Raw genomic sequence first — 21,587 nt, forward strand, 5'->3', positions numbered from 1 at the left:
GAGTTTTTTGCTCAGCTCGACAGAGCGGTTGGGCGGGGAAGGTTTCTGACGTGACCTCCTCTCACCGGCCGCTAACGATGATGAAAGGGAACCTGCTTCAATGCGTAGCACCATCCTCCGTGGCCCCGTGAGCCGTGCACTGGCCGTCACCATGACCGCCGCCCTGTCCGTCGGCGCCCTCGCTGCCTGCTCGGACGACGACGACAGCAGCAACGGTTCGTCCGACGGCGACACCCGTACCGTCACCGACGCCCGCGGCGAGGTCGAGATCCCCGCCGACCCGGAGCGCGTTGCCGCCTTCGACAACCGCATCTTCCAGGTCCTGGCGAACTGGGACATCGACCTGGTCTCCGCACCGGTCACCCTGATCCCCGACGAGATCACCAAGTACCACGAGGACGAGGACATCCGCGACACCGGTTCGCACCGCGAGCCGAACCTCGAGGAGCTCGTCGCCGCCGAGCCCGACCTGATCATCACCGGTTACCGCTACTCGTCCCAGTACGACGAGATGGAGAAGTTGCTGCCGGACACCCCGATCATCGACCTGAGCTTCGGCCAGGACTCCGAGGGCGAGAGCAACCAGCCGCTGGAGGAGACCCTCAAGGAGATCACCACCCTGATCGGTGAGATCTTCGAGAAGGAAGATGAGGCCGAAGACCTGATCGAGGACTTCGACGAGGCAAAGGACCGCGCTGCCGCCGCCTACAACTCGGATGAGACCGTCATGGGTCTGCTGACCTCCGGTGGCGACATCAACTACTCCGCACCGTCCACCGGCCGCTCCGTCGGCCCGGTCTTCGACATGCTGGACCTGACCCCGGCCTACGACGCCGACGGCTCCTCCAACCACCAGGGCGACGATGTCTCCGTGGAGGCCATCGCCGACTCCAACCCGGACTGGATCATCGTCATGGACCGTGACGCCGCCGTCAGCGCCGACGAGCCCGAGTACCACTCGGCCCAGGAGCTGATCGCCGACTCCGAGGCTCTGTCGAACGTCACCGCGGTGCAGGAGGACAACATCATCCTGTTCCCGAACAACTTCTACCGCACCGAGGACATCGAGGCCTACACCGAGGTCTTGAACACCATCGCCGACGCCTTCGAGGACGCCGCGGAGTAATCCTCCCCACGTGAGACCCACCCGCGCGACTCAGCCCGGGACCAGTACGAGACACAGGCCTTGACCTGCGAAACGTCCGGTTCCGGGCGTTGTCGTGCGAAAAGCGCAGACAGGACACCCATGACCTCCGCACCACCCGTGCCCCAGGAGAAGGAATCCCCACCCCTGGCTCCGCCACCGAAGCCCTCCTGGTGGCGCACGACCTGGCCGATCCTCATCGGCATCCTCATCACCATCGGCCTCATCATCGCCTCCCTCTTCATCGGTGTCTACGACATCACCGGTGCCGAGGACGGGTGGCGGATGTTCGGGATCACCCGTATCCCCCGCACCATCGCCCTGGCGCTCGCCGGTGCGGCGATGGCCATGTGTGGTCTGGTCATGCAGCTGCTGACGCAGAACAAGTTCGTCGAACCCACCACCACCGGCACCACCGAGTGGGCCGGTCTGGGACTGATCCTGACCATGGTGATGATCCCCGGTGCCAGTCTGTTCACCCGCATGGTCGGTGCGATCATCTTCGCCCTGGCCGGAACAATCGTCTTCTTCCTGTTCCTGCAGCGGGTCACACTGAAGTCTTCGCTGATCGTGCCGATCGTCGGCATCATGCTCGGTGCGGTCGTCGGGTCTGTCTCGACCTACGTCGCACTGCAGACCGAGATGCTGCAGCAGCTGGGCATCTGGTTCGCCGGTAGCTTCACCGGCATCGTACGGGGACGCTATGAACTCCTGTTCATCGTCCTGGTCGTGCTGATACTCATATTCATCGTCGCCGACCGGTTCACCGTCGCCGGCCTGGGCAAGGACATCGCCACAAACGTCGGCCTGAACTACCGCCAGGTCCTGTTCGTCGGCATCATGATGATCGCCGTGGTCACCGGAGTGGTCACCGTGGTGGTCGGCAACCTGCCGTTCCTGGGACTGATCGTGCCGAACATCGTCTCGATGTTCCGCGGCGACAACCTGCGCTCGAACCTGCCCTGGGTGGCGATGCTGGGCATGTGGATCCTGATCATCTGCGACATCATCGCCCGTACCGTGATCATGCCCTTCGAGGTCCCGGTGTCACTGATCCTCGGCATCCTCGGCGCGATCGTCTTCGTCATGCTGTTGGTGAGGAGCCGCCGCTATGCGCGATAAGAAGTCAGTACTGAAAGATACCTCGGCTCCAGGAACCGCAACCGGTGCCGATGCCGAAGCGTCCGACATCCGCTCACAGAAGCGGCACTCCGGGCCCTTCGCCCAGCCCCGTCAGCGGACCAAGTACATCATCCTGGTCACCGCTTTGGTCATTGTCGCCGTGGGCTTCACCATCGCCCACATGTGCTACGGCAACCCGATGCCCTTCGGCTCGTCCGGCTACTGGACGATCGCCGAGATACGGATGAATGCGATCATCACGATGCTCATCGTGGCGTTCTGCCAGGCCTTCGCCACGGTGTCCTTCCACACCGCCACGAACAACCGCATCATCACCCCGTCGATCATGGGGTTCGAATCCCTGTACGTCGCCGTGCAGACCGCGGTGATCTTCTTCCTCGGCACCGCGGGCCTGGCCGCCTTCACCGGCACGACCCAGTTCCTGCTGCAGTCGGGCCTGATGGTCCTGTTCGCCGTCACCCTGTTCACCTGGCTACTCAGCGGAAAACTGGGCAATATCCACGTGATGCTGCTGGTGGGTATCGTCATCGGCGGTGGTCTCGGTTCACTGTCGACCTTCATGCAGCGTCTGTTGGAACCCAATGAGTTCGACGTGCTCACCGCCCGCACCTTCGGCAACGTGAGCAACGCCAACACCGACAACTTCCCGATCGTGATCCCGGTCGTCGCGGTGGTCTGCACCATCCTGTACCTGCGTTCCCGCCGGATGAACGTCGTCGCCCTGGGTCGCGACACCGCCAACAACCTGGGTATCAACCACAAGCGGGAACTGATAATCCTGCTGCTGCTGATCTCGATCCTCATGGCGATGACCACGTCCATGGTCGGCCCGATGACCTTCCTCGGCTTCCTGGTGGCCACACTGGCCTACCAGCTGACCGACACCTACGACCACCGGCTGATCCTGCCGGTCGCCGTTCTGATCGGTTATATCGTGCTGATCGGCTCGTACTTCATCATGCGCAACTTCTTCTACGCCGAAGGCGCGGTGACCATCATCATCGAACTCGTCGGCGGCACCGTCTTCCTGTTCTTCATCCTGCGAAAGGGACGCCTGTGATCACCGTAGAGAACCTCACCAAGTTCTACAGCGCCGAGACCACCATCGGCCCGGTCAACCTCGAGATCCCGACCGGCGGAGTGACTGCCCTGGTCGGCCCCAACGGCGCCGGCAAGTCCACCATCCTGACCATGATCGGACGGCTCCAGAAGCCGGATGCCGGCAGCATCACCGTCGGCGGGATGGACATCCTGGGCAAGAAGTCCGGCGAGGTGGCCAAGCACCTGTCGATCCTGCGCCAGGAGAACCACTTCGTCACCCGGCTGACCGTGCGCCAGCTCGTCGGTTTCGGACGCTACCCCTACTCGCACGGAAAGTTGAACGTCGAGGACGAGAAGTACATCTCCGAGGCCATCGACTTCCTCAACCTGAAGCAGTTCGAGAACCGCTACCTCGACCAGCTCTCCGGCGGCCAGCGCCAGCGCGCTTACGTGGCGATGGTGCTCGCCCAGAACACCGAGTACGTCCTGCTGGACGAGCCGCTGAACAACCTGGACATGAAACACTCCGTCCAGATGATGAAGCAGCTACGCCGGGCCGCCGACGAACTGAACCGTACGGTGATCATCGTGCTGCACGACATCAATTTCGCCGCACGCTACGCCGACCACATCTGCGCGATGAACGACGGCCAGGTGACCGTGTTCGGCACCCCGGAGGAGGTTATCCAGGACGAGGTCCTGACCAGGATCTTCGGCACCGACGTCGAGGTCCTCGACACCCCGGCCGGGCGCATCGCGAACTACTTCTAGAACGCGATTGTCAGGACGCGACTCTCAGGACGCGACCTTCAGGAGGCCATCTTCAGCCCCACGACCCCGCCGATGATCATCCCCAGGAAGATGATCTTGGCGAGGTTCAGTGTCTCGTCCCCCGTTGCCGCGGCATAGGCCACCGTCGTCACCGCGCCGACCGCCACCCACACCGCATAGGCGGTGCCGGTGGGGAGATCGCGCATCGCCCACCAGAGCCCAGCCATGCTGATGGTGAGCCCACCGACGAAGACGGCGATGGGCAGGGGGCGGGTCAGTCCGTCGATGCGGCCGAGTGCCGTCGCCCAGACGGCCTCGAAGAGGCCGGAGATGATGAGAATGGTCCAGGCCATGGGGAATACTCCACGGTATCGGGGTCAATGATCTTCGATAGTCGTGGCCGTCCTTGCGTTTCCCCTGGTTACGGCTCCCTCGCCCAGGTGTGTGGCCGAGCCTAGCACGCGGCGAAGCACACGCAGGAAGCCACAGGTAAGGGTGCCGCAACAACACCGCAGGGGTCGAGGGTAGGTTGGTGGCATGGCTTCAGAGGACATCACCGGCGAGAACTTCCGGACCGCGTTCCGCCGTCACCCCACCGGTGTCGCGCTGATCACCGCGAATGTGGACGGGACGGATGTCGGGATCACGGTCTCCAGCATCGCCTCGCTGGCGGTTGATCCCCCGGCAGTGTCCTTCTCACTGACCAAGGCAGACGGCAGCGCCGGGGCGATCCTGCGGGCGTCGTCCTACCTGATCCACTTCCTCAACGAGCAGCAGGCGGATGTCGCCTACCAGTTCTCCCGCTCCGCCGGGACCCGGTTCAGCGACGAACAGCGCTGGTCACGGGCGGACAGCGGGGAACCGCTGTTGCCGGACGCCCTGGCGGTGATGCGCGCCCATACCCTGGACACCTTGCGGGTCGGGGCGTCCACCCTGGTCGCCGCCGAGGTCACCGCGGTGACCCGTGGGGCCGACGGCCACAGCGACGCCCCCGCCGCCGCGGACATGGTCGGCCACGCTCCCCTGATGTTCCGCAGCCACCAGTTCTACCGCTTCCCCACCGAGCAGCCCCCGCTGTGATCCCCCTGGTCAACACCGCTACACGTCGGCGTTGCCGGCCTCCCACTCGTCCCACGGGATGTTCCAGTCACCGAGGCCGTCGTTCACCGTCTGAGCCGGACCACCGGTGCCCTTGACCTCGGCGATGTCACCGCGTTTGAGGTTCTCGTAGACCCACTGGGCGTCCTCCACCGAGAGGTTCAGGCAGCCGTGCGACGTGTTGGTGTTGCCCTGTGCCCACACCGACCACGGTGCGGCGTGGAAGTAGATGCCGGAGTACGACATCTGCGTGGCGTACTGCACGTCGGTGACGTATCCGCCGGCGTCAAGGGCCAGGCCGTAGGTGGTGGAGTCCATGGTCATCGCATCGAGCTGGTCGCCGATCTGGAAGATGCCCTCCGGAGTCTCGAAACCGGGCATACCCATCGAAGTGGGCATGGTCTTGACCATCTCACCGTTGCGCGTCACGGTGACGGTCTTGGTGGCATCGTCGGCCACCGCGCGGACATCGTCGCCGATGGTGAAGGACGAACTGCGGTCGACCTGGCCGTACATTCCGCCGAGATCCGTGCCGACCAGGTCGGCGTCGACGGTGACCTCGGTGCCGGGGGCCCAGTACTCCTCCGGACGCCAGCGGACCTCCTGGGCGCTGATCCAGTAGAAGGCACCCTCCACCTGGGGCTCGGTGGTCACGGTGATGGCGTCCTGCACGGCCTGACGGTCCTGCGGGACCGCGTCGAAGCGCATGGCGATGGACTGGCCCACACCGACCGTGGACTCGGGCAGCGGCGACAGTGCACCGTTGGTCACGGCTGCCGGGCTGAAGGTGGTGAAGGACGTCGACAGGGACTCGTCGCCGCCGGTGGCCTCGAGGCTGTAGGTGGTGGAGTAGTCCAGCTTGCCGTCTGAGGTCCACTCGGTCTCGTCGTCGTTGAACGAGCCCTCGACCTCGGTGCCCATGCCGTCGGTGAGCGAGACGGAGTCGATGCCTTCACTGTCCTGGACGATGATCGGCTCATCGACCTTCACGTCGGTGTCATCGTCCTCGACGTTGGTGGTCAGCTCGACAGCGTCGTCGGCATCGCTGTCACTGTCCTCGGCCTGCGCGGCGGGCGTGGTGTCGGTGTCTGTGTCATTGTCCCCGTCGATGGTGCAGGCGGAGGTGGCAAGTAGTGCGGCGGCACCCGTGGCCGCAACGATGGAACGCAGGATTCGGCCGCGGCCGAAACGGGAAAGCATGGTGTGTTCTGTCTCTTCTCCGACCAGTGCCGTCCGACAGCCTGCAGCAGCTGCCGGACGGTGTGGGTCGATCACTTCGTGGTGGATCTCTCACGGTTCATCTTAGGTGCGACTCCGCGATTCCGAGAAGCGAAAAAGCCACGATCCGGGACATTGTGTCCTAATCGTTACCCACCAAGCGCTGCAGGTTTGCGTCAGGTTTGCGTGGCCACGCCCGATAGTCTCCGCCTATGTCCGGCAGTATCCGTCACCGCACCCCCTGCACCTCCCCCCCCTCCGTCACTCCCATTCCCGCCGCCCGCTCCCGCCCTCCCGCTCCGGAACCCTCCACCCGCTCGCCCCCTCCGGGACCCTCCACCTGCTCCGGACCGACTCCGGAAGGACACAGCCACACCCACACAACACATATAAGCACAGAAACATATCCCTACCTGGGAATTTGCGCTGCAATCATCGTGCGGTCTATAGTTTCCCTCGTTGCCAACAAGGCCTCGCCGGGCCGGATGTCAACACTGCGTCATTAGCTCAATTGGCAGAGCAGCTGACTCTTAATCAGCGGGTTCGGGGTTCAAGTCCCTGATGACGCACCACAGAAGACCCCAGCCGGGACGACACCGTCACCCGACTGGGGTCCCTTCGTATCCCTCACCCCCGGTTGTGGTCGGATAGCCCACACTGGCCGATAAACTTCCCCACCGTCCCGCCCGAGCACGGACAATGGAGGTCACCAAACCCACCAGGAGGGAAATCACCGTGAACGCCATGAACATCAAGGACTCGGTCATCGTCGTCACCGGCGGAGGCGCCGGCATCGGCCGTGAGGTCACCCGTCAGCTGCTGGACCAGGGCGCCACCGTCCACGTCCTCGACCTGAACATCTCCGGACTCGCCTCGGTCGGCGCCCAGCCCGACCAGCTCGTCCCCCACCAGGTCAACATCGCCGACCGCGAGGCCGTCACCGCCGTCGCCGCCGAGATCACCGCCGCCGGCCCGGTCGACGGCCTGGTCAACGTCGCCGGCATCATCCAGGAGTTCATCGACATCAACGACCTGGACTACGACGCCATCGAACGGGTCATCAACGTGAACTTCTGGGGCACGGTGAACACCACCAAGGCACTCCTGCCGGCACTGCTGGAGCGTCCCAAGGCCGCCGTGGTCAATGTCTCCTCCATGGGCGGGCTCGTCCCGGTGCCCGGGCAGAGCGCCTACGGTGCGTCGAAGGCCGCGGTGAAACTGTTCACCGAGGGGCTGCAGGCCGAACTGCTCAAGAGCTCCGTGTCGGTGAGCATCGTCTTCCCCGGCGGGGTGGCCACCGACATCACCGCCAACTCCGGGGTGTCGACACCCTCCGGAAAGACCGCGGAGGAGGCCGCCGCCGAGGCCGAGGCCGCAGCGTCCAGGCTCACCACCCCGCAGGACGCCGCGGCGGCCATCGTCAGCGCCATCAAGACCGGTAAGCCGCGGGTGCGCATCGGTAAGGACGCCGTGGCGATGGACACCCTGGGCCGACTGCTGCCGACGAAATCCATCACCCTGATGGCCAAGCTCATGGCGAAACTGCAGTCCTCCTAGGACTGCGCGCCAACGAACTGCGCGGCAACGCAACGATCCCCGTCGGCAAGGAACTCAGGTCGCAGCGGGCCTGCGCGACCGCTACCGGGCCGACAGTAGCCCGGTGATCGGTCCGAGGATCCAGTTGACCACGGCCATGATGATCGCGCCCCAGAACGCCGCCATGAAGCTGTCCACCATCAGGCCCAGGCCGATCGCCTGCGACAGGGTGCCGGCCAGCAGGAATACCAGGGCATTGATCACCAGAGCGAACAGCCCCAGCGTGAGGATCGACAGCGGCAGTCCCAGGATGTGCAGCACGGGACGCACGGTCATGTTCAGCAGCAGGATCACCGCCGCACTGCCGAGGAACACCCACAGGCGGTCGTTGGAGCCGTCGCCGATGAGGGGCTCGACCGGCGCACTGACCGTCACGCCGGAGACGAAGTAGACCACGACCCACAGTGCGGCGGCGGTGGCCGCGGCACGGACCAGGAAATTCCAGATGAAGCTCATAGTTGCATCAGGTTACCAACGCTGAGTGTGAGAACCCTGGGGGTTGGGTGCGAGTTGCCCTGAACGTCAGGACGCCGCCCCGCGTCTCCTGCCCCGGCGCCTCCCCCACCAGGCGATCATGGTCGGCAGGTAGCCACCGATGACCAGCATCGCCAGCGTCCGCATCACCTGCACCACCGTGACCACGGGTTCCGACCCTGCTTCGTGAGCGAAGGCCAGCACCGCGTAGATCCCGCCGGGCACCGTCGCCAGGTAGGCGTCCAACAGGGCGATGTCGGTGAACCTGGCGATCAACAACGCCGCCACGATCGCCCCGGCGATCATGGCCACCACCGCCGCGAGGATCAGCGGCAGGCTGCCCCGGAACTGGCGTAGAGCCGTCTTGGTCAACGAGCCACCGGCCTGCACCCCGATCACCGCATAGGCGGCGACCAACACCAGCCCCTGCGGGACCAGCCACTGCTCCGGGATACCGAGGACACTGCCCAGCCATGTCACCAGCATCGACACCAGCAGGTACGGTACCGGAAGGTTGACCCACCGGCGGGTGGCCCGCACGACCAGCCACACCAACGCCCACACCACCACAGCGCCCACCGCCGGCTGCCACTGCGGTGTCCACCAGGCGACGGTGTCGGTGACGGCCCCGGCAGCGGTCCCGACGTCCCCGGCCTCCCCCGTCACATCCCCGGACGACCCTGACCCCATCGCAAACAGTTGCACGAACGCCGGCAAGGTCAGCACCACCAGCGACAGCCGCAGGTACTGCGTCAACACCACGAAGCGGACGTCCTCCTTCAGCTCGGTGGCCAGCACCGTCATCCCACTGGCCCCGCCGGCCAAGGTGGCGAGCAATGCGCTGACCGCACTCGCCGCCCCAGAACGCCACAGCAGCCATGCCGCCGCCCCGCACAACGCCAAGGTCACCGTGAGGGCGATGGCCGTGGGCCCGAGGTAGCCGAGGACCGTCGGGCCGTCCAACTCCACCAGCGGCGCGACACACACCATCGCGATCACCACCTGGGCCGGCCGCATCACCTGCTTCGATGGTGTCGTCTGCCGGTCGGAGATGATCGCGTAGACGCCGAAGACCACCAGGAAGGCGAAGATCCAGGCGGCGGGAACCCCCAGGTGGTCGCACACCGCGCCGACTGCCACAGCAATGCCGAACACCCCGGCCACCACCGCGATGCGTCGTGCATCGGGGGCGGACCGGGGTGTCGGTCGGCGGGAGCTGTTGCCGGACGTGGCGTGACCAGCCGGTTCGCTAGGAGCGGGCGTCGGCCAGGAGACGCTGGATCTCCTTGATCTGCTTCTTCTCGTTGCGCTTGCTGTTGACCGTCAGGGCCACGATCAGGCCGAGACCGGCCACGACACCGCCGATGGCCAGCTGCGCCTTCGGGTTGCTGAGCACGTCGGAGACCTGCTTCTTTGCGTCCTCCGCGAGGTTCTTCGGCGCCGTGCGGACGCTCAGCTCGTCGAGAGTCTTGGCGAGCTGTTCACGGGTGCGCTCGATGTCGCTCTGGATGGCGTCGATATTGCGGGCCACTGAAGTCTCCTGCGTGATAAGTCGTTAAGGTTCTCTGGCATTGTACGTTCTCCGGGGACGGCGTTGCAGCGGAACCGCCGACAAGGCCGCGTTGAGTCCGTCCCCCAACGTACACTCGGGCACCATGAGCAACGAAAGCAACGAATCGTCCAAAGTCATTCTCGAGGTCGGCGACACCGCCCCGGAGTTCACCCTCACCGACGACAAAGGCCAGGACGTCAGCCTCTCCGACTTCCGCGGACGCAAGGTCATCGTCTACTTCTACCCGCGGGCCAACACCCCGGGCTGCACCAAGGAGGCCTGCGACTTCCGCGACTCCCTGGCCGAGCTCAACGAGGCCGGGATCGACGTGCTGGGAATCTCGCCGGACAAGGTCGACAAGCTGGCGAAGTTCCGTGACGACCAGGAGCTGACCTTCCCGCTGCTGTCGGACGAGTCGAAGGAGGTCATGACCGCCTACGGGGCCTTCGGCGAGAAGAAGAACTACGGCAAGATCGTGCAGGGGGTCATCCGGTCGACGTTCCTCGTCGACGAGGAGGGCAAGATTGCGCTGGCCAAGTACAACGTGAAGGCCACCGGGCACGTCGCCCGCATCGCCAAGGACGTTCTGTAGGCGGCCCGACCAGTCAGGGGTGAGGTGCGACAGTCCAGGGCCTGGTCACTCAGGGTGCGGTATATCGGGGTTCGGAAGCATGCCGGTGAGAGCAGCGTCCTCACTCTGGTTACCCGGTAGCTCAAGGGCCCTCCGGTATTCGGCATTGGCTTCATCCACACGACCCAGCTCCTCGAGGGTGACCGCCCGGGCGATGTGGAACGGGCGGAACCGCTGGAGAAGCTCTGCATCATCACCGTCGCCGACCAGGGCGTCCAGCGCCGCCAGTCCCCGCTCCGGGCCCAGCGCCCTGCCCGTGGCGACCGCCGCGGCGAGCCTGACCACCGGGCCGGACTCGTAGCGCTCCAGCATCCGGTAGAGCACGGCGATCTGCTCCCAGTCCGTCTCCTCGAAGGTCGGGGCCTCCGCATGGACTGCCGCGATCGCCGCCTGGATCGCATAGGTCCCGGCCCCTTCTGTACCGGCGGCGGTCTCCGCCAGTCCGAGGCCCTCAGAGATCAGCGCAGTGTCCCACCGGGAACGGTCCTGCTCCTTCAGCGGAACCGGCCTGCCCTGGTCATCCACCCGCGTACTGCGGCGGGCCTGGCTCAGCACCAGCAGTGCCAGCAGACCGTTGACCTCCGCCGAACACTCCGGCCGACCTTCCAGCAGGCCATGGACCAGCCGGGCCAGCCGCACCGCCTCATCAGTCAGGTCCTCCCGGACATGCGGCTCCCCGGTCCGGCGCGCAGATCCGTCGGTGAACAGCAGGTAGATCACCCGCAGCACCACGGCAAGCCGTTCGGGCAGATCCTCCGGCCCCGGGACGGTGAACCGGATGCCCAATGTGTTGATCCGCTTCTTCGCCCGGACGATGCGCTGCTGCATCGTGGGCACCGAGACAAGAAGGAGATGGGCGACGTCCTCGGTGGACAGGCCACCGACGAACCGGAGCGTCAGCGCCACCCGGTCCCGCGGTCGCAGCGCCGGGTGGGCACAGGCGAAAACCAGGGCGAGTTGGTCGTCTGTGACTGCGGCACCGGTGGTCAGGACGGTGTCCGGTGCAGCGCCTTGGACGGCATCCGGTGAACCGCCGCCCTGCTCGATGCCCTGCTCGATGTGCAGCTCAGCGAGTTTCCTGGCCAGGTTGGCGTCCCGACGGATGACGTCCAGGGCCTTGCGTTTGGCCGTGGTGGTCAGCCACGCCTCCGGGGAATCCGGCACCCCGGAGTCCGGCCAGGTGCGCAGGGCCTGGGCGAAGGCGTCCTGGAGACTGTCCTCGGCGAGGTCGAGGTCCCCGAACCGGCGGATGAGCGTGGCGAGCAGCCGGGCGCGGCCGTCCTGCCCGATCCCGTCCAGTGCGGCGACCGTCCGGCCGGAGGACATCAGTACGGTGCGAGCGGACGGATCTCGACGTGCCCGCCGGCAGCGGAACCGGGGCTCTTCTTCGCCCAGTCGATGGCCTCGTCGATGCCGGGAACGTCGATGATGTAGCCACCCCCGACGAACTCGTTGACCTCGGCGAACGGCCCCGAGGTCACGACGTGCTCCCCCGAGCCGTCGGTGCCGACCTTCACGCCGTCCTCCTGGTCCTCCAGGGCGAAGGAGTGGACGACCACCCCGGCGGCCTGGATCTCCTGGTCGAAGGCGAAGAACTCCTCGGGGGCCGGTCCGCCGTCCTCGCCGCAGGCGGGATCGGTGTGGTGGCCCATCAGCAGTAGTGCGTACTTCATGATCTCTCTCCTCGAGATGTGGGTGTGTCGTCCCCGGCGGATGATGCCGAGGCCAACGCCGGATCATGGTGACCCGACACCATCATGACGATCAGCGCACCCGGATGTCGACACTCCCGCTGAAAGAGTGCTTCTTCTGGCTGATGTCCTTCCAGTCACCGCGCAGAATCACCGTGTACGTCCCCGGCGCGACATCGGCGGTGTTCCAGGAGACGACGGTGGTGGTCTCGGTGAGGTTCTTGTGGAAGGTCAGCAGGGTCTCCCAGGACGAATCATGGGCGACGAGCTCACCGTCCTTCTCGATGCGCAGGTAGCCCTCCTCCAACCGCAGGTTGTTGTTCGGGTTCGCGCCGGCGAATTTCACGGTGACCCGCTGCCCGGCCGAGACCTCCCGGCCGGGTTCCACGGACAGCACGTCACCGAACTTCTTGCCCATCGGCGCGGTGTCGACCAGGTCGATGGCCGCCGGACTGTCCGGGATCACCCCGGTCAGGTCACCCGCCGGTCCACCGGTCTCCACCGACCCACCGGAGGCGAGCGCCCCCGCCAGACCGTCGAAGACCTGCTGGACGGCCGGTAGCGTCAGGCGTCCGAACGCGGTCGCGCCCCCCTCGTACTCCTGACGCTCATACTCCTCCGGCGTGGTGATGTAGTGGCCGTAACCGCAGCTGTATCCCTGCACCACCACATTGGTCTCCGGCACGTCCATCGCCGCGGCGATCGTCTGCCGGATCCGCAGCCCCGAGGTCGTCGTCGGCTCGAACCCGAGGTGTGCGATGACCAGCCCACCGATGCGCCACACCCCGAACAGGTGGCGTTGCTGGATCAGCCCGTCGATGTAGCCCATCGGCAGCAGCGTGTCCTTCGGCGCATGCACCCCGCGGACGTCCTCCGGGATCGGCGCGAGGTTGTTGAGTTCACGCACCCACGGCGAGCCGCCGCGCTCGGCCTCGTTGAGTCCGATGTCGATGTCCAGTCCGCCGCCGTCCTCCTGGCTGGACGCCGCGAAAGCCGCGCCGAGCACCGCCGGGCCGGTGCGTCCTGCGGAACCGTCGGGCGTCCACTTCCCGTCGACCTGCACACGGTGCATGTCGACCCATCGGGAGCGTCCGGCAACGCCGGTGCGTCCTGCCATGTCCAGCGGACTCCCCGCATCGCGGGACGCTCCGGCGGCTTGCCGGGTACCGAGGATCTCCACCGACTTCGCCTGCCCGGCCATGCCCGGACCACCGGGGCCGGACTCCGGCTCCAGGCCCATGTTCGGGGTGATGTCGCCGGGCGCACCCTGCGAGAATGCGGCGACGAACGGGGCTGCGGCGAGGTTCGCGTGATCGACCCCGGCGGCCACCTCGGTGGACCAGGCGGCATAGCCCTTGTTGTCGCCGGAGATGTGCTTGATCTCGTGACTGAAGCTGGTGGGGTGCACCGAGTACCAGTTGACCAGGCCGATCGGGGTGCCGCCGCGGGTCACGTGCAGGGTGACGGCGGTGCGGTCGATACCGTCCGGATTCTCCGCGCGGTCGGCGGCCGGGTTGCGGTCGAAAGCGTGACGCGAGCGGTTCGCACCGACCTCCTCGACCTCACTGGAGAGCAGGGTGAGGTCGGACGGCGCGATGTCGGCATGGGCCCGCTCGATCGAGCGCACGATGCCGGTGACCTGCGCCTCGAAGGTGACGGGGCGGAAGCCGAGGGAGACGAGGTCGACCATGGCGTGGCCGGAGCGTCCACCGGGGCCGACGTGGGTGTGTGTGGCGCTGATGACGACGTTGTCCGTGGTGTAGGTGTCTCCGTAGGACGCCCGGAGGCGGCGGACGACCTCCAGGAACACCGACTGGAACATCAGCGGGGTGTCGACGGTGACGTGGACCAGGCAGGAGCCACCGGACTGGAAGATGAAGGCGCGGGAGTAGAGCCGCTGGCGGATGCCGACGGTGGTCTGCTCCTGGACCGCGTAGCCGTCCATGCCGGCGCCGAGGGGTTCGCCGGTGGAGTCGGCGATGCCGCGTCCGACGAGCATCTCGCCTGACCCCCCGCCACTGTCGCCGCCGGTACCGTCGCCCGCGGCGGTGCCGGCCCAGGCGTTGCCGGACTGCGTGGCTGAGCTGGACCACAGGACCGTGCCACCGGCGGCGACGCCGGCGATTCCGGCGAGGCCGAGGAAACGGCGCCGGGTGACCGGTGGCACCCGGTCTGCCGGTCCCTGGTTGGCCGATGCCCTCGCCGATGTCTGATCCGGTGGTGCCTGCTCTGCCATGGGGTCTCCTGTGTCAACGTCGGTCATGCTTTCTCATTGAAAGCTACCGGTGCGACTCAGATTACGTTGGCGTGATGAATGATCTGGCTCAGAAACGCCTCTTCAGAAGCGCTCGGTGTGGAACTCGGTGTAGCCGCAGATCTGACAGTGACGCTTCTGGGTGACGTCGAAGGCGACCGGATGCTCCGGGTGACTACCCCACACGTCGGCCTCCTGGTGCACCTCCCAGTCGCCCCACAGATGCTCGTGGGGACTCAGTTCCCCGGCCCGACCACCCTGCCGCAGCGCTCTCCTGGCACGTCGAGACGCCCAGAACGCACCTGCCCCACCGGCCGCCAGGCCGACGACCAGGCCCACGAGAAGGAAGATCAGTTCGGACATACCGTAGATTCTTCCACCATTTCCTCCGGGGCGACCCGCCCTCCCCCTGCGGTAAACACCCGCCCCATTATGCGTCATTGTCGCTACGCGTACCCGGATCGGTCATCTCACGTGTAGTCGGCCGACCGATTCGGGTACGCGTAGCGACACCGGCACCGGTTGATCGTGCGCCCGGGGGGACTTGAACCCCCACGTCCGTAGACACCAGGACCTAAACCTGGCGCGTCTGCCAATTCCGCCACGGGCGCGTACACCCCGCTCGTGGGTGCGAGAGACATCGTAGCGGATTCGAACCTGTCGACCACCAGGGGTACCCTTGAGACCGTGCCCGATGATGTCACCGGCGACACCGGTACCGCCCAGAAAGCCCACCCCAAGAAGGCCAACCCGTTCTCCACGCGCGTCCGGGTCATCCAGCTGTCATTCCTGACGCTCGCCGTCCTGGCGACGATCGGCCTGGCGTGGTGGCAGTGGGAACGCTGGAGCAGCGGCGGCGGATCCTTCCAGAACCTCGGTTACGCCATGCAGTGGCCCGCTTTCGGCGCCTTCTTCATCATCGCCTACCGCAAGTACATGGAGTACGAGCGCGAGCGGGTCCTCGGTGAGGAGGCGCCCGCGGTCGCCAAGGACAAAACCGCGGACGCGCCGCGGGAGATCCCGCAGGACATCCTGGACGAGCTGGACAACAACCGTCACCTCGACGGCAAGGCCTCCACCGGTGCTGGCGGCACCGCCAGCACCGCGCCCGCCTTCGTCGATGACCGGCGTCGCGCCGCTCGCCAGGCACGGGAAGCCGGCAGCGGGAGTACCGCCAGCACCGCCAACAACACAGACAGAACAGGAACCACGGACCCCCGATGAGCAACACCTCTGCAGCACCCGTCTCCGACGACCGCGCCCGCCGCGTGAAAGGCGCCCTGACCCGTTACTCGGTCCTGGCCTACATCACCGGCGTGTTCCTGCTGTTCCTGTGCGTCGAGATGATCCTGAAGTACATCGTGTTCCCGCAGATGGACATTGCAGAACCCGGCTGGTTCTCACTGGTGGGCCAGATCCACGGTCTGATCTTCATCGTCTACTGCGTCATGTGCCTGGACCTGGGCGTCAAGGCCCGCTGGGAGCCGACGAAGTGGGTCACCACCATCCTCGCCGGCGTGATCCCGGTGCTGTCCTTCGTGCTGGAGAAGCGTCGCCGTACCGAGGTCATCGAGACCTTCGGTCTGCAGGATCCAGTACGGTAGCAACGCCCGGGCCGGGGAGGGGGACATCCTGGCCCGCACCAGGGATACCGGGGCGTCAGCCCTGCGAAACCGGCTCGAACTCGTCCTTCTTGTCAGGAGGGGCGTAGCCGGCGGCATCGAGGAGCCGGTAGATCACATCTCCCAGACCCCTGAGGTGTCCGGCGATCGCACGACCCTCGGCACTGAGTCCGTAGACGGGACGGCCATTGTCGTCGAGGTCCCGGGTGACTACCCCGTCGGCGGTCAACGCGGACAGTGTCTGTGAGAGCATCCGTTCACTCGACCCGCCGATTCGACGGTGCAGTTCACCGAACCTGGTGAGACCGTCATCCAAGGCGATCAGCACCATCGGCCCCCACTTGCCGGTGATGTGACGGAGCACCTCCCGGGAGGGGCATCGAGGCTCGAAGATGTCGAGCTGCTGTTGCACCGTAGGCCGTCCTTTCGTCGGAGCCGGAAGATCATCAAGACCAGTACTGTTGACATCCTATCGCATATGACTTACTTTGGGTAAGTGCTTACGAAAAGTAAGTACCCTAGAACGCACCACAGCAGAGGACCAGACCATGACCATCGCATTCACCGGAGCCACCGGACAGTTCGGAGCACACGTCGCCGAGGCACTGCTCGCCCGCACCGACGCCAGCAATCTCGTCGCCCTCGCCCGCGACCCGCAGAAGGCCACTGACCTGGCTGAGAAGGACATCGAGGTCCGCGCTTTCGACTACGACCAGACTGACACCCTCGCCGACGCCCTCACCGGTGTCGACCGTCTCCTGCTGGTCTCCGGAAACGCCATCGGCCAGCGCGTCCCCCAGCACAAGGCCGTCATCGACGCCGCAGAGGCCGCCGGTGTGAGCTTCCTGGCCTACACCAGCTTCCTTCACACCGACACCGCCTCGATCATCGCCGTCGCCCCGGAGCACCAGGAGACCGAGAAGCTACTCGCGGACACCAGCGACAACCTCGATGTCGCCCTGCTGCGCAACGGCTGGTACACCGAGAACTACACGGACACCGTCACCCAGGCCGTGTCCACCGGCACCTTGCTCTCCAGTGCCGGCAACGGCCGGGTCAGCTCCGCCACCCGTGCCGACCTCGCTGCAGCCGCCGCTACCGTACTCACCGCAGAGGAGCCGGCACCGGGCACCTACGAACTCGGCGGCGACACCTCCTTCACCATGGCGGACCTGGTGGCCGCGATCACCGAAGTCTCCGGAACCCAGGTCGCCCTGAACGAGGTCTCCGGTGAGCAGCATGCCGCGATCCTCGCGGAGGCGGGTCTGCCGGAGGGACTGGTCGGCTTCCTTGTCAGCACCGATGCCGCCATCGCCGCCGGTGAGTTGGAGGACCCGAACCCGGGCGCACTGTCCGAGCTGATCGGTCGTCCGACCACTCCCCTGGCCGATTCCCTCGTCGACTGGCTGAAGTAGGACCGGCTGAAACAGCCCGGCCCTAGTTCGCCGGAGAGGTCTCCACCCGGGCCCGACGCACCGCCTTGGCGTCCATCCCATTGGCCACCCCGGTGTCCACCGACCAGTTCGCCGGGGCGTCCGGCCACTGGTGCCCCAGGCACCCCAGCACCGCCACCGCCGCCGCCTTCGAGGTCACCGGCAGGGTCGACAGATCCGGAAGGAACCCCGGGTTGTGGTTGGTGGGAATGTCGATGTCCAGGCGTCCGGCCTGGTCCGCGCGGCGCCACTGGGCCCGCGGGGTGATCCCCACCGTCCAGAACAGGTACGGCGCACCGAATGCCCGCGGGATCACCGAGAAATCCTCCGAGGCCGTCCACGGTTCCATGTCGAGTGAGTCCTCGCCGAAGAAGTCGTCGAAATGCGGACGCACCAGGGAGAAGACGTTCTCGTCGTTGTCGGTGGCGTCCAGGCGGCCGAGGAACTTGAAGTCCGGCTCGCGTTCGCAGCCGGCCGCGGCCGCCTCGGACCGGACGATGCGTTTGATCGCGTCCAACGCCCGGGCCCGCATCGGCTCCTCGTAGAACCGGCAGCTCAACGCCAGACGGGCGGTGTCCGGGATGACGTTGTTGGCCTTTCCGGCCTCCACCGACGCCACGGTGACCACCGCGAACTTGCCCGGCGGCAGCTCACGGGACACCACCGTCTGCAGTTTCATCACCACCGAGGCCGCCAACACCACAGGGTCGACCGCCCGGTGCGGCATGGAGGCGTGCGCACCGCGTCCGAACAGGGTGATCTCCAGGGTCGTCGAGCTGGTCAGCACCGGCCCCGGCGCGCTGAGCACCTGGCCGGCCGGGCCGGGGACCACGTGCTGGCCCAGGCAGACATCCGGCCGCGGGATGATCGACCGCAGCCCGTCGGTGACCATGCCGTGGGCACCGATGGAGGACTCCTCGGCGGGCTGGAACAGGAAGACCACCGTGCCCTGCCACTTGTCGCGGGTGCTGTCGATGATCGACAGGGCCCCGAAGGCGCTGGAGGTGTGCGCATCATGTCCGCAGGCGTGCATGGTGGGCACGCGCTGGCCGGTGGAGTCCAGCTGGGAGTGGGTGGAGGCGTAATTCACGCCAGTGTCCTCGGCGACGGGCAGCCCGTCGAAGTCGGCACGGAACAGGACGGTGGGGCCCTTCCCGTTGCGCAGGACGGCGGTGATGCCGTGTCCGCCGATGCCGGTGGTGACTTCCCAGTCCGGGAAACGACGCAGTTCCAGGCCGATCCTGATCGCCGTCCACTCCTCCGCCCCGGAGAGCTCCGGGTGCTGGTGGAGGTCCTTGTAGAGGCCGGTCACCCACTCCTGATCGAATACCGAGTCGGCGACGATGTCGGCGGGCGGGGCGGTCAGGGGCACGGGTGTCACTGATCCTTTCAACGGAGTTCGGACGCACGTAGGTACATGTTGGGACAAGTCAGTGTCCACTACTCTACGTCGCTGTCAGGTCATATGCCCTGATGAACCCACCATGCAACCAGTTGCGACCTGCCGTCTACCCGCTTCTCAGCCGCGCAGCGCCTCCAGCAGCGGCACCAGTTGGGCCAGTGCCCGGCCACGGTGGGACAGTTCATCCTTGCGCTGTGGGGTCAGTTCCGCCGAGGACTTTCCCGGCTCCTCGTCCGGGGTGAACAGCGGGTCGTAGCCGAAGCCGTTCTCCCCCTGCGCCGCGCGCAGCAGTTCGCCGGACCAGGTGCCGCGCACCGTGGTCTCGGTCCGTGATGCCTTCGGGTCGTCACCGAACGCCGCACCGAGGCGTCCGGCCAGCTCCGCCGGCACCGCCAGCGCGCAGGCGGAGACGAACGCCGCCCCACGCCGCTCATCCGGAATATCGGAGGTCTGCGCCAACAGCAGCCGGTTGTTCGCCTCATCGTCACCGTGGCCCCCCGACCAACGCGCCGACAGCACCCCGGGCATGCCGTTGAGTGCGTCGACACAGATGCCGGAGTCGTCGGCGACGGTCGGCAGCCCGGCATAGCGCACTCCGTCACGGGCCTTGATCAGCGCATTGTCCTCGAAGGTCGCGCCGGTCTCCGGGGTCTCCGGGTACTCCTCGACATCGCGCAGGCTGAGCAGCTCGATGCCCTCGACACCCGCGGCGTCCAGCACACGGTTCAGCTCCGCGAGCTTCTTGGCGTTACGCGAGGCCACCAGGACCTTCAGCGTCGGTGCGTCCCCGCTGGCGTCTCCGCCGTTGACCGCGGCACTCACAGCGACACCGTCTCGCCCAGCTCCGCGGCCAGGGCCTTCTTCTGCAGGGCGACCAGGTCGTTCAGGCCGTCCTCGGCCAGGTCCAGCATGGTGTTCAGCTCAGCACGGCTGAACTCGGCCTCCTCGCCGGTGCCCTGGATCTCCACGAACTTGCCCGCCTCGGTCATCACCACGTTCATGTCGACCTCGGCGCGGCTGTCCTCCTCGTACGGCAGGTCCAGGCAGGCGGCACCGTCGATGATGCCGACGCTCACGGCGGCGACCGGGGGAAGCAACGGCTGGCCGGGCACCACGCCGCGGGCCTTGAGCACCGCCAGGGCGTCCGCCAGGGCCACGTAGGCGCCGGTGATCGAGGCGGTGCGGGTGCCGCCGTCGGCCTGCAGCACATCGCAGTCGATGTTCACCGTGTTCTCCCCCAGGCCGCGCAGGTCCACGGCGGCGCGCAGCGAGCGCCCGACCAGGCGGGAGATCTCGTGGGTGCGGCCCTTGACCTTGCCGCGCATCGCCTCGCGCGGCATGCGCTCGGCGGTGGCCGAGGGCAGCATGGCGTACTCGGCGGTCAGCCAGCCTTCACCGGAGTCCCGCTTGAACCGCGGCACCCCCTCGGACACGCTCGCGGTGCACATCACGCGGGTGTTGCCGAACTCGACGAGCACGGAGCCGGCCGGGTTGCTGGTGAAGCCGCGGGTGATGCGGACGTCGCGGAGCTGGTCGACGGCGCGGCCGTCGGCACGGAACAAGGGATCAGAAGCAGTCATGGGACCACAGCCTACCGCCCCGCCCGGACAGCAATCAGACGGAGGCCACCGGGACCACCATGTCGGGCCGGGCCAGCTCGACCGGGCCGTCGAAGAACCGACGTGCCCCACGCAGCGCACCCTCGGCGTCCCCCCACGGCGGGATGTGCGTGATGACCAGACGTCCCACCCCTGCCGCGGCGGCCGCCTGCCCGGCCTCCTCGCCGGAGAGGTGCATCTGCGGTGGGTTGTTGCCGTCGTCGCGTTCCCCCCAGGTCGCCTCACACAGCAGGACGTCCGCCCCGGTGGCCAGTGCGGCCAGGTGCCCGGTCGCCGCGGTGTCACCGGAGTACACCAGCGAAGTACCGTCGGCTGCCTCCACCCGGATCATGTAGGACTCGGTGGGGTGCACCGCCGGTGCGGCGTACAGCCGGGTCTCGCCGATGCGGTGCTCCGGGTAGACGGTGCCTCGGGACTCATCGGAGAAGGCGACCGGGACGGCCTCGGCGTCCGGTGCCTGCCAGGTGCCGATCTCCAGGATGTCGGAGTAGTCCTCGACCAGGTCGGGATGGTCGGCACCGGCACGCCCCAGGTGCACCGCCGAGATCGACGGCCCCAGCAGGATGTGGCGATGCCGGGCCGGGGAGGTCGGGTGAAAACGCTGCCAGACCACCAGCGACCCGAAGTCTGAGCAGTGGTCGGGGTGCAGGTGGGAGAAGATGACGTCGACCTCACCGGGCTCGCCGAGTGCCTCGAGCCGGGCGAGGACCCCCGCCCCGACGTCCATGAGGATCTGGCGACCGTCCGCCATACGCAACAGGTAGCCGGAGGCTGCGTTGTCGGGCGCGGCGAGACTGCCGGAGCATCCCAGAATGGTCATGTCCATGCTTGCCATTATCTCACGTTCTCCCTCAGGGTCGGGTTACCTTCCAGCATGGATTTCATCACTGCTGGTGAG

At 66.7% G+C, this 21,587-nt stretch carries 24 protein-coding genes and 2 tRNA genes; 11 read left to right on the forward strand and 15 right to left on the reverse strand.

The window, feature by feature from the left end; translation table 11 throughout:
- The first annotated feature begins 100 nt into the window (after positions 1 to 100).
- From ACTXPP_RS09420 to ACTXPP_RS09435, 4 genes are all read left to right on the forward strand, one after another.
- The gene (locus ACTXPP_RS09420; RefSeq protein WP_443341914.1) at positions 101 to 1,126 is read left to right on the forward strand and encodes a siderophore ABC transporter substrate-binding protein; all 1,026 of its coding nucleotides are present in this window, start codon (positions 101 to 103) and stop codon (positions 1,124 to 1,126) included.
- 120 nt (positions 1,127 to 1,246) lie between these two features.
- A complete protein-coding gene (locus ACTXPP_RS09425; protein ID WP_443341916.1) occupies positions 1,247 to 2,266 on the forward strand; it encodes an ABC transporter permease in 1,020 nt (339 codons plus the stop codon).
- Complete coding sequence (locus ACTXPP_RS09430; protein WP_443341918.1) at positions 2,256 to 3,347, forward strand: iron chelate uptake ABC transporter family permease subunit; 1,092 nt, start codon at positions 2,256 to 2,258, stop codon at positions 3,345 to 3,347. The genes ACTXPP_RS09425 and ACTXPP_RS09430 overlap by 11 nt, the downstream gene beginning before the upstream one ends.
- Positions 3,344 to 4,099: an iron ABC transporter ATP-binding protein gene (locus tag ACTXPP_RS09435; RefSeq protein ID WP_443341920.1), complete on the forward strand. Its 756-nt coding sequence runs from the start codon at positions 3,344 to 3,346 to the stop codon at positions 4,097 to 4,099. Before ACTXPP_RS09430 ends, ACTXPP_RS09435 begins: the two co-directional genes overlap by 4 nt.
- A gap of 38 nt (positions 4,100 to 4,137) precedes the next feature.
- Here the strand turns inward: ACTXPP_RS09435 and ACTXPP_RS09440 are convergent, their stop codons facing one another.
- A complete protein-coding gene (locus ACTXPP_RS09440) occupies positions 4,138 to 4,452 on the reverse strand; it encodes a DMT family transporter (RefSeq protein WP_301496232.1) in 315 nt (104 codons plus the stop codon).
- A gap of 184 nt (positions 4,453 to 4,636) precedes the next feature.
- Here ACTXPP_RS09440 and ACTXPP_RS09445 point away from each other — a divergent pair, with 184 nt between their 5' ends.
- A complete protein-coding gene (locus tag ACTXPP_RS09445) occupies positions 4,637 to 5,179 on the forward strand; it encodes a flavin reductase family protein (protein WP_301496234.1) in 543 nt (180 codons plus the stop codon).
- An 18-nt stretch (positions 5,180 to 5,197) separates the two neighbouring features.
- Here the strand turns inward: ACTXPP_RS09445 and ACTXPP_RS09450 are convergent, their stop codons facing one another.
- The gene (locus tag ACTXPP_RS09450) at positions 5,198 to 6,397 is read right to left on the reverse strand and encodes a L,D-transpeptidase (protein WP_443341921.1); all 1,200 of its coding nucleotides are present in this window, start codon (positions 6,395 to 6,397) and stop codon (positions 5,198 to 5,200) included.
- A 514-nt stretch (positions 6,398 to 6,911) separates the two neighbouring features.
- On the opposite strand from ACTXPP_RS09450, the gene ACTXPP_RS09455 reads away from it, so the two are divergent.
- Together ACTXPP_RS09455 and ACTXPP_RS09460 are read left to right on the forward strand one after the other, a co-directional pair.
- Positions 6,912 to 6,987 (forward strand) — tRNA-Lys (locus ACTXPP_RS09455).
- Between the two features lie 172 nt (positions 6,988 to 7,159).
- Complete coding sequence (locus ACTXPP_RS09460) at positions 7,160 to 7,972, forward strand: SDR family NAD(P)-dependent oxidoreductase (protein ID WP_301521109.1); 813 nt, start codon at positions 7,160 to 7,162, stop codon at positions 7,970 to 7,972.
- A gap of 81 nt (positions 7,973 to 8,053) precedes the next feature.
- Here the strand turns inward: ACTXPP_RS09460 and ACTXPP_RS09465 are convergent, their stop codons facing one another.
- The 3 genes from ACTXPP_RS09465 to ACTXPP_RS09475 all read right to left on the reverse strand — a co-directional run bounded on the left by ACTXPP_RS09465 (position 8,054) and on the right by ACTXPP_RS09475 (position 10,016).
- Positions 8,054 to 8,467 carry a phage holin family protein gene (locus ACTXPP_RS09465; protein ID WP_301521108.1) on the reverse strand — a complete coding sequence of 138 codons (414 nt, stop codon included), beginning with the start codon at positions 8,465 to 8,467 and terminating at the stop codon, positions 8,054 to 8,056.
- A gap of 66 nt (positions 8,468 to 8,533) precedes the next feature.
- Positions 8,534 to 9,640, reverse strand: coding sequence for an AbrB family transcriptional regulator (locus ACTXPP_RS09470; protein ID WP_301525484.1), 1,107 nt, complete (start codon positions 9,638 to 9,640; stop codon positions 8,534 to 8,536).
- Positions 9,641 to 9,734: 94 nt separating this feature from the next.
- Positions 9,735 to 10,016, reverse strand: coding sequence for a DUF3618 domain-containing protein (locus tag ACTXPP_RS09475; protein WP_443341922.1), 282 nt, complete (start codon positions 10,014 to 10,016; stop codon positions 9,735 to 9,737).
- 124 nt (positions 10,017 to 10,140) lie between these two features.
- Between ACTXPP_RS09475 and bcp the strand changes: the two genes are divergently transcribed.
- On the forward strand, positions 10,141 to 10,629 hold the full coding sequence (gene bcp / locus ACTXPP_RS09480) for a thioredoxin-dependent thiol peroxidase (RefSeq protein ID WP_301498003.1): 489 nt from the start codon (positions 10,141 to 10,143) through the stop codon (positions 10,627 to 10,629).
- A gap of 45 nt (positions 10,630 to 10,674) precedes the next feature.
- Here bcp and ACTXPP_RS09485 read toward each other — a convergent pair whose 3' ends face one another.
- The 5 genes from ACTXPP_RS09485 to ACTXPP_RS09505 form a co-directional block, all read right to left on the reverse strand.
- A complete protein-coding gene (locus ACTXPP_RS09485; protein WP_443341924.1) occupies positions 10,675 to 11,994 on the reverse strand; it encodes an RNA polymerase sigma factor in 1,320 nt (439 codons plus the stop codon).
- Positions 11,994 to 12,341 (reverse strand): YciI family protein, encoded by a 348-nt coding sequence (locus ACTXPP_RS09490; RefSeq protein WP_301498007.1) that lies wholly within the window; start codon positions 12,339 to 12,341, stop codon positions 11,994 to 11,996. Before ACTXPP_RS09490 ends, ACTXPP_RS09485 begins: the two co-directional genes overlap by 1 nt.
- Positions 12,342 to 12,432: 91 nt before the next feature.
- Entirely contained in the window at positions 12,433 to 14,595 is a 2,163-nt protein-coding gene (locus ACTXPP_RS09495; RefSeq protein ID WP_301520972.1) for a neutral/alkaline non-lysosomal ceramidase N-terminal domain-containing protein, read from the reverse strand.
- Between the two features lie 102 nt (positions 14,596 to 14,697).
- On the reverse strand, positions 14,698 to 14,976 hold the full coding sequence (locus ACTXPP_RS09500; RefSeq protein WP_301525353.1) for a hypothetical protein: 279 nt from the start codon (positions 14,974 to 14,976) through the stop codon (positions 14,698 to 14,700).
- Positions 14,977 to 15,142: 166 nt separating this feature from the next.
- Positions 15,143 to 15,224: transfer RNA gene (locus tag ACTXPP_RS09505), tRNA-Leu, on the reverse strand.
- Positions 15,225 to 15,300: 76 nt separating this feature from the next.
- Here ACTXPP_RS09505 and ACTXPP_RS09510 point away from each other — a divergent pair.
- Together ACTXPP_RS09510 and ACTXPP_RS09515 are read left to right on the forward strand one after the other, a co-directional pair.
- Positions 15,301 to 15,837, forward strand: coding sequence for a hypothetical protein (locus tag ACTXPP_RS09510; RefSeq protein WP_443341925.1), 537 nt, complete (start codon positions 15,301 to 15,303; stop codon positions 15,835 to 15,837).
- Complete coding sequence (locus tag ACTXPP_RS09515) at positions 15,834 to 16,217, forward strand: DUF3817 domain-containing protein (RefSeq protein WP_301495187.1); 384 nt, start codon at positions 15,834 to 15,836, stop codon at positions 16,215 to 16,217. The genes ACTXPP_RS09510 and ACTXPP_RS09515 overlap by 4 nt, the downstream gene beginning before the upstream one ends.
- 55 nt (positions 16,218 to 16,272) lie before the next feature.
- Here the strand turns inward: ACTXPP_RS09515 and ACTXPP_RS09520 are convergent, their stop codons facing one another.
- Positions 16,273 to 16,647 carry a winged helix-turn-helix transcriptional regulator gene (locus ACTXPP_RS09520; protein WP_301495189.1) on the reverse strand — a complete coding sequence of 125 codons (375 nt, stop codon included), beginning with the start codon at positions 16,645 to 16,647 and terminating at the stop codon, positions 16,273 to 16,275.
- Positions 16,648 to 16,783: 136 nt separating this feature from the next.
- On the opposite strand from ACTXPP_RS09520, the gene ACTXPP_RS09525 reads away from it, so the two are divergent.
- On the forward strand, positions 16,784 to 17,650 hold the full coding sequence (locus tag ACTXPP_RS09525) for an NAD(P)H-binding protein (protein ID WP_443341927.1): 867 nt from the start codon (positions 16,784 to 16,786) through the stop codon (positions 17,648 to 17,650).
- 22 nt (positions 17,651 to 17,672) lie between these two features.
- Here the strand turns inward: ACTXPP_RS09525 and ACTXPP_RS09530 are convergent, their stop codons facing one another.
- From ACTXPP_RS09530 to ACTXPP_RS09545, 4 genes are all read right to left on the reverse strand, one after another.
- Positions 17,673 to 19,034: an amidohydrolase gene (locus tag ACTXPP_RS09530; protein ID WP_443341955.1), complete on the reverse strand. Its 1,362-nt coding sequence runs from the start codon at positions 19,032 to 19,034 to the stop codon at positions 17,673 to 17,675.
- Between the two features lie 153 nt (positions 19,035 to 19,187).
- Positions 19,188 to 19,844, reverse strand: coding sequence for a non-canonical purine NTP pyrophosphatase (locus ACTXPP_RS09535; protein ID WP_443341957.1), 657 nt, complete (start codon positions 19,842 to 19,844; stop codon positions 19,188 to 19,190).
- Positions 19,845 to 19,888: 44 nt separating this feature from the next.
- Positions 19,889 to 20,650: a ribonuclease PH gene (gene rph / locus ACTXPP_RS09540; RefSeq protein WP_301495193.1), complete on the reverse strand. Its 762-nt coding sequence runs from the start codon at positions 20,648 to 20,650 to the stop codon at positions 19,889 to 19,891.
- A 34-nt stretch (positions 20,651 to 20,684) separates the two neighbouring features.
- Entirely contained in the window at positions 20,685 to 21,515 is an 831-nt protein-coding gene (locus ACTXPP_RS09545; RefSeq protein WP_301495195.1) for an MBL fold metallo-hydrolase, read from the reverse strand.
- Positions 21,516 to 21,587 lie beyond the last annotated feature (72 nt).

Origin of the sequence: Candidatus Corynebacterium faecigallinarum (genome assembly GCF_052264515.1) — a bacterium.
GTDB lineage: Bacteria > Actinomycetota > Actinomycetes > Mycobacteriales > Mycobacteriaceae > Corynebacterium > Corynebacterium faecigallinarum.

Coding starts and splice junctions, on each gene's coding strand:
- ACTXPP_RS09420 (WP_443341914.1), top strand. CDS start 101: ATGCGTAGCACCATCCTCCGTGGCCCCGTGAGCCGTGCACTGGCCGTC.
- ACTXPP_RS09425 (WP_443341916.1), top strand. CDS start 1,247: ATGACCTCCGCACCACCCGTGCCCCAGGAGAAGGAATCCCCACCCCTG.
- ACTXPP_RS09430 (WP_443341918.1), top strand. CDS start 2,256: ATGCGCGATAAGAAGTCAGTACTGAAAGATACCTCGGCTCCAGGAACC.
- ACTXPP_RS09440 (WP_301496232.1), bottom strand. CDS start 4,452: ATGGCCTGGACCATTCTCATCATCTCCGGCCTCTTCGAGGCCGTCTGG.
- ACTXPP_RS09445 (WP_301496234.1), top strand. CDS start 4,637: ATGGCTTCAGAGGACATCACCGGCGAGAACTTCCGGACCGCGTTCCGC.
- ACTXPP_RS09450 (WP_443341921.1), bottom strand. CDS start 6,397: ATGCTTTCCCGTTTCGGCCGCGGCCGAATCCTGCGTTCCATCGTTGCG.
- ACTXPP_RS09460 (WP_301521109.1), top strand. CDS start 7,160: ATGAACATCAAGGACTCGGTCATCGTCGTCACCGGCGGAGGCGCCGGC.
- ACTXPP_RS09465 (WP_301521108.1), bottom strand. CDS start 8,467: ATGAGCTTCATCTGGAATTTCCTGGTCCGTGCCGCGGCCACCGCCGCC.
- bcp (WP_301498003.1), top strand. CDS start 10,141: ATGAGCAACGAAAGCAACGAATCGTCCAAAGTCATTCTCGAGGTCGGC.
- ACTXPP_RS09485 (WP_443341924.1), bottom strand. CDS start 11,994: ATGTCCTCCGGCCGGACGGTCGCCGCACTGGACGGGATCGGGCAGGAC.
- ACTXPP_RS09490 (WP_301498007.1), bottom strand. CDS start 12,341: ATGAAGTACGCACTACTGCTGATGGGCCACCACACCGATCCCGCCTGC.
- ACTXPP_RS09495 (WP_301520972.1), bottom strand. CDS start 14,595: ATGGCAGAGCAGGCACCACCGGATCAGACATCGGCGAGGGCATCGGCC.
- ACTXPP_RS09500 (WP_301525353.1), bottom strand. CDS start 14,976: ATGTCCGAACTGATCTTCCTTCTCGTGGGCCTGGTCGTCGGCCTGGCG.
- ACTXPP_RS09515 (WP_301495187.1), top strand. CDS start 15,834: ATGAGCAACACCTCTGCAGCACCCGTCTCCGACGACCGCGCCCGCCGC.
- ACTXPP_RS09525 (WP_443341927.1), top strand. CDS start 16,784: ATGACCATCGCATTCACCGGAGCCACCGGACAGTTCGGAGCACACGTC.
- rph (WP_301495193.1), bottom strand. CDS start 20,650: ATGACTGCTTCTGATCCCTTGTTCCGTGCCGACGGCCGCGCCGTCGAC.
- ACTXPP_RS09545 (WP_301495195.1), bottom strand. CDS start 21,515: ATGGACATGACCATTCTGGGATGCTCCGGCAGTCTCGCCGCGCCCGAC.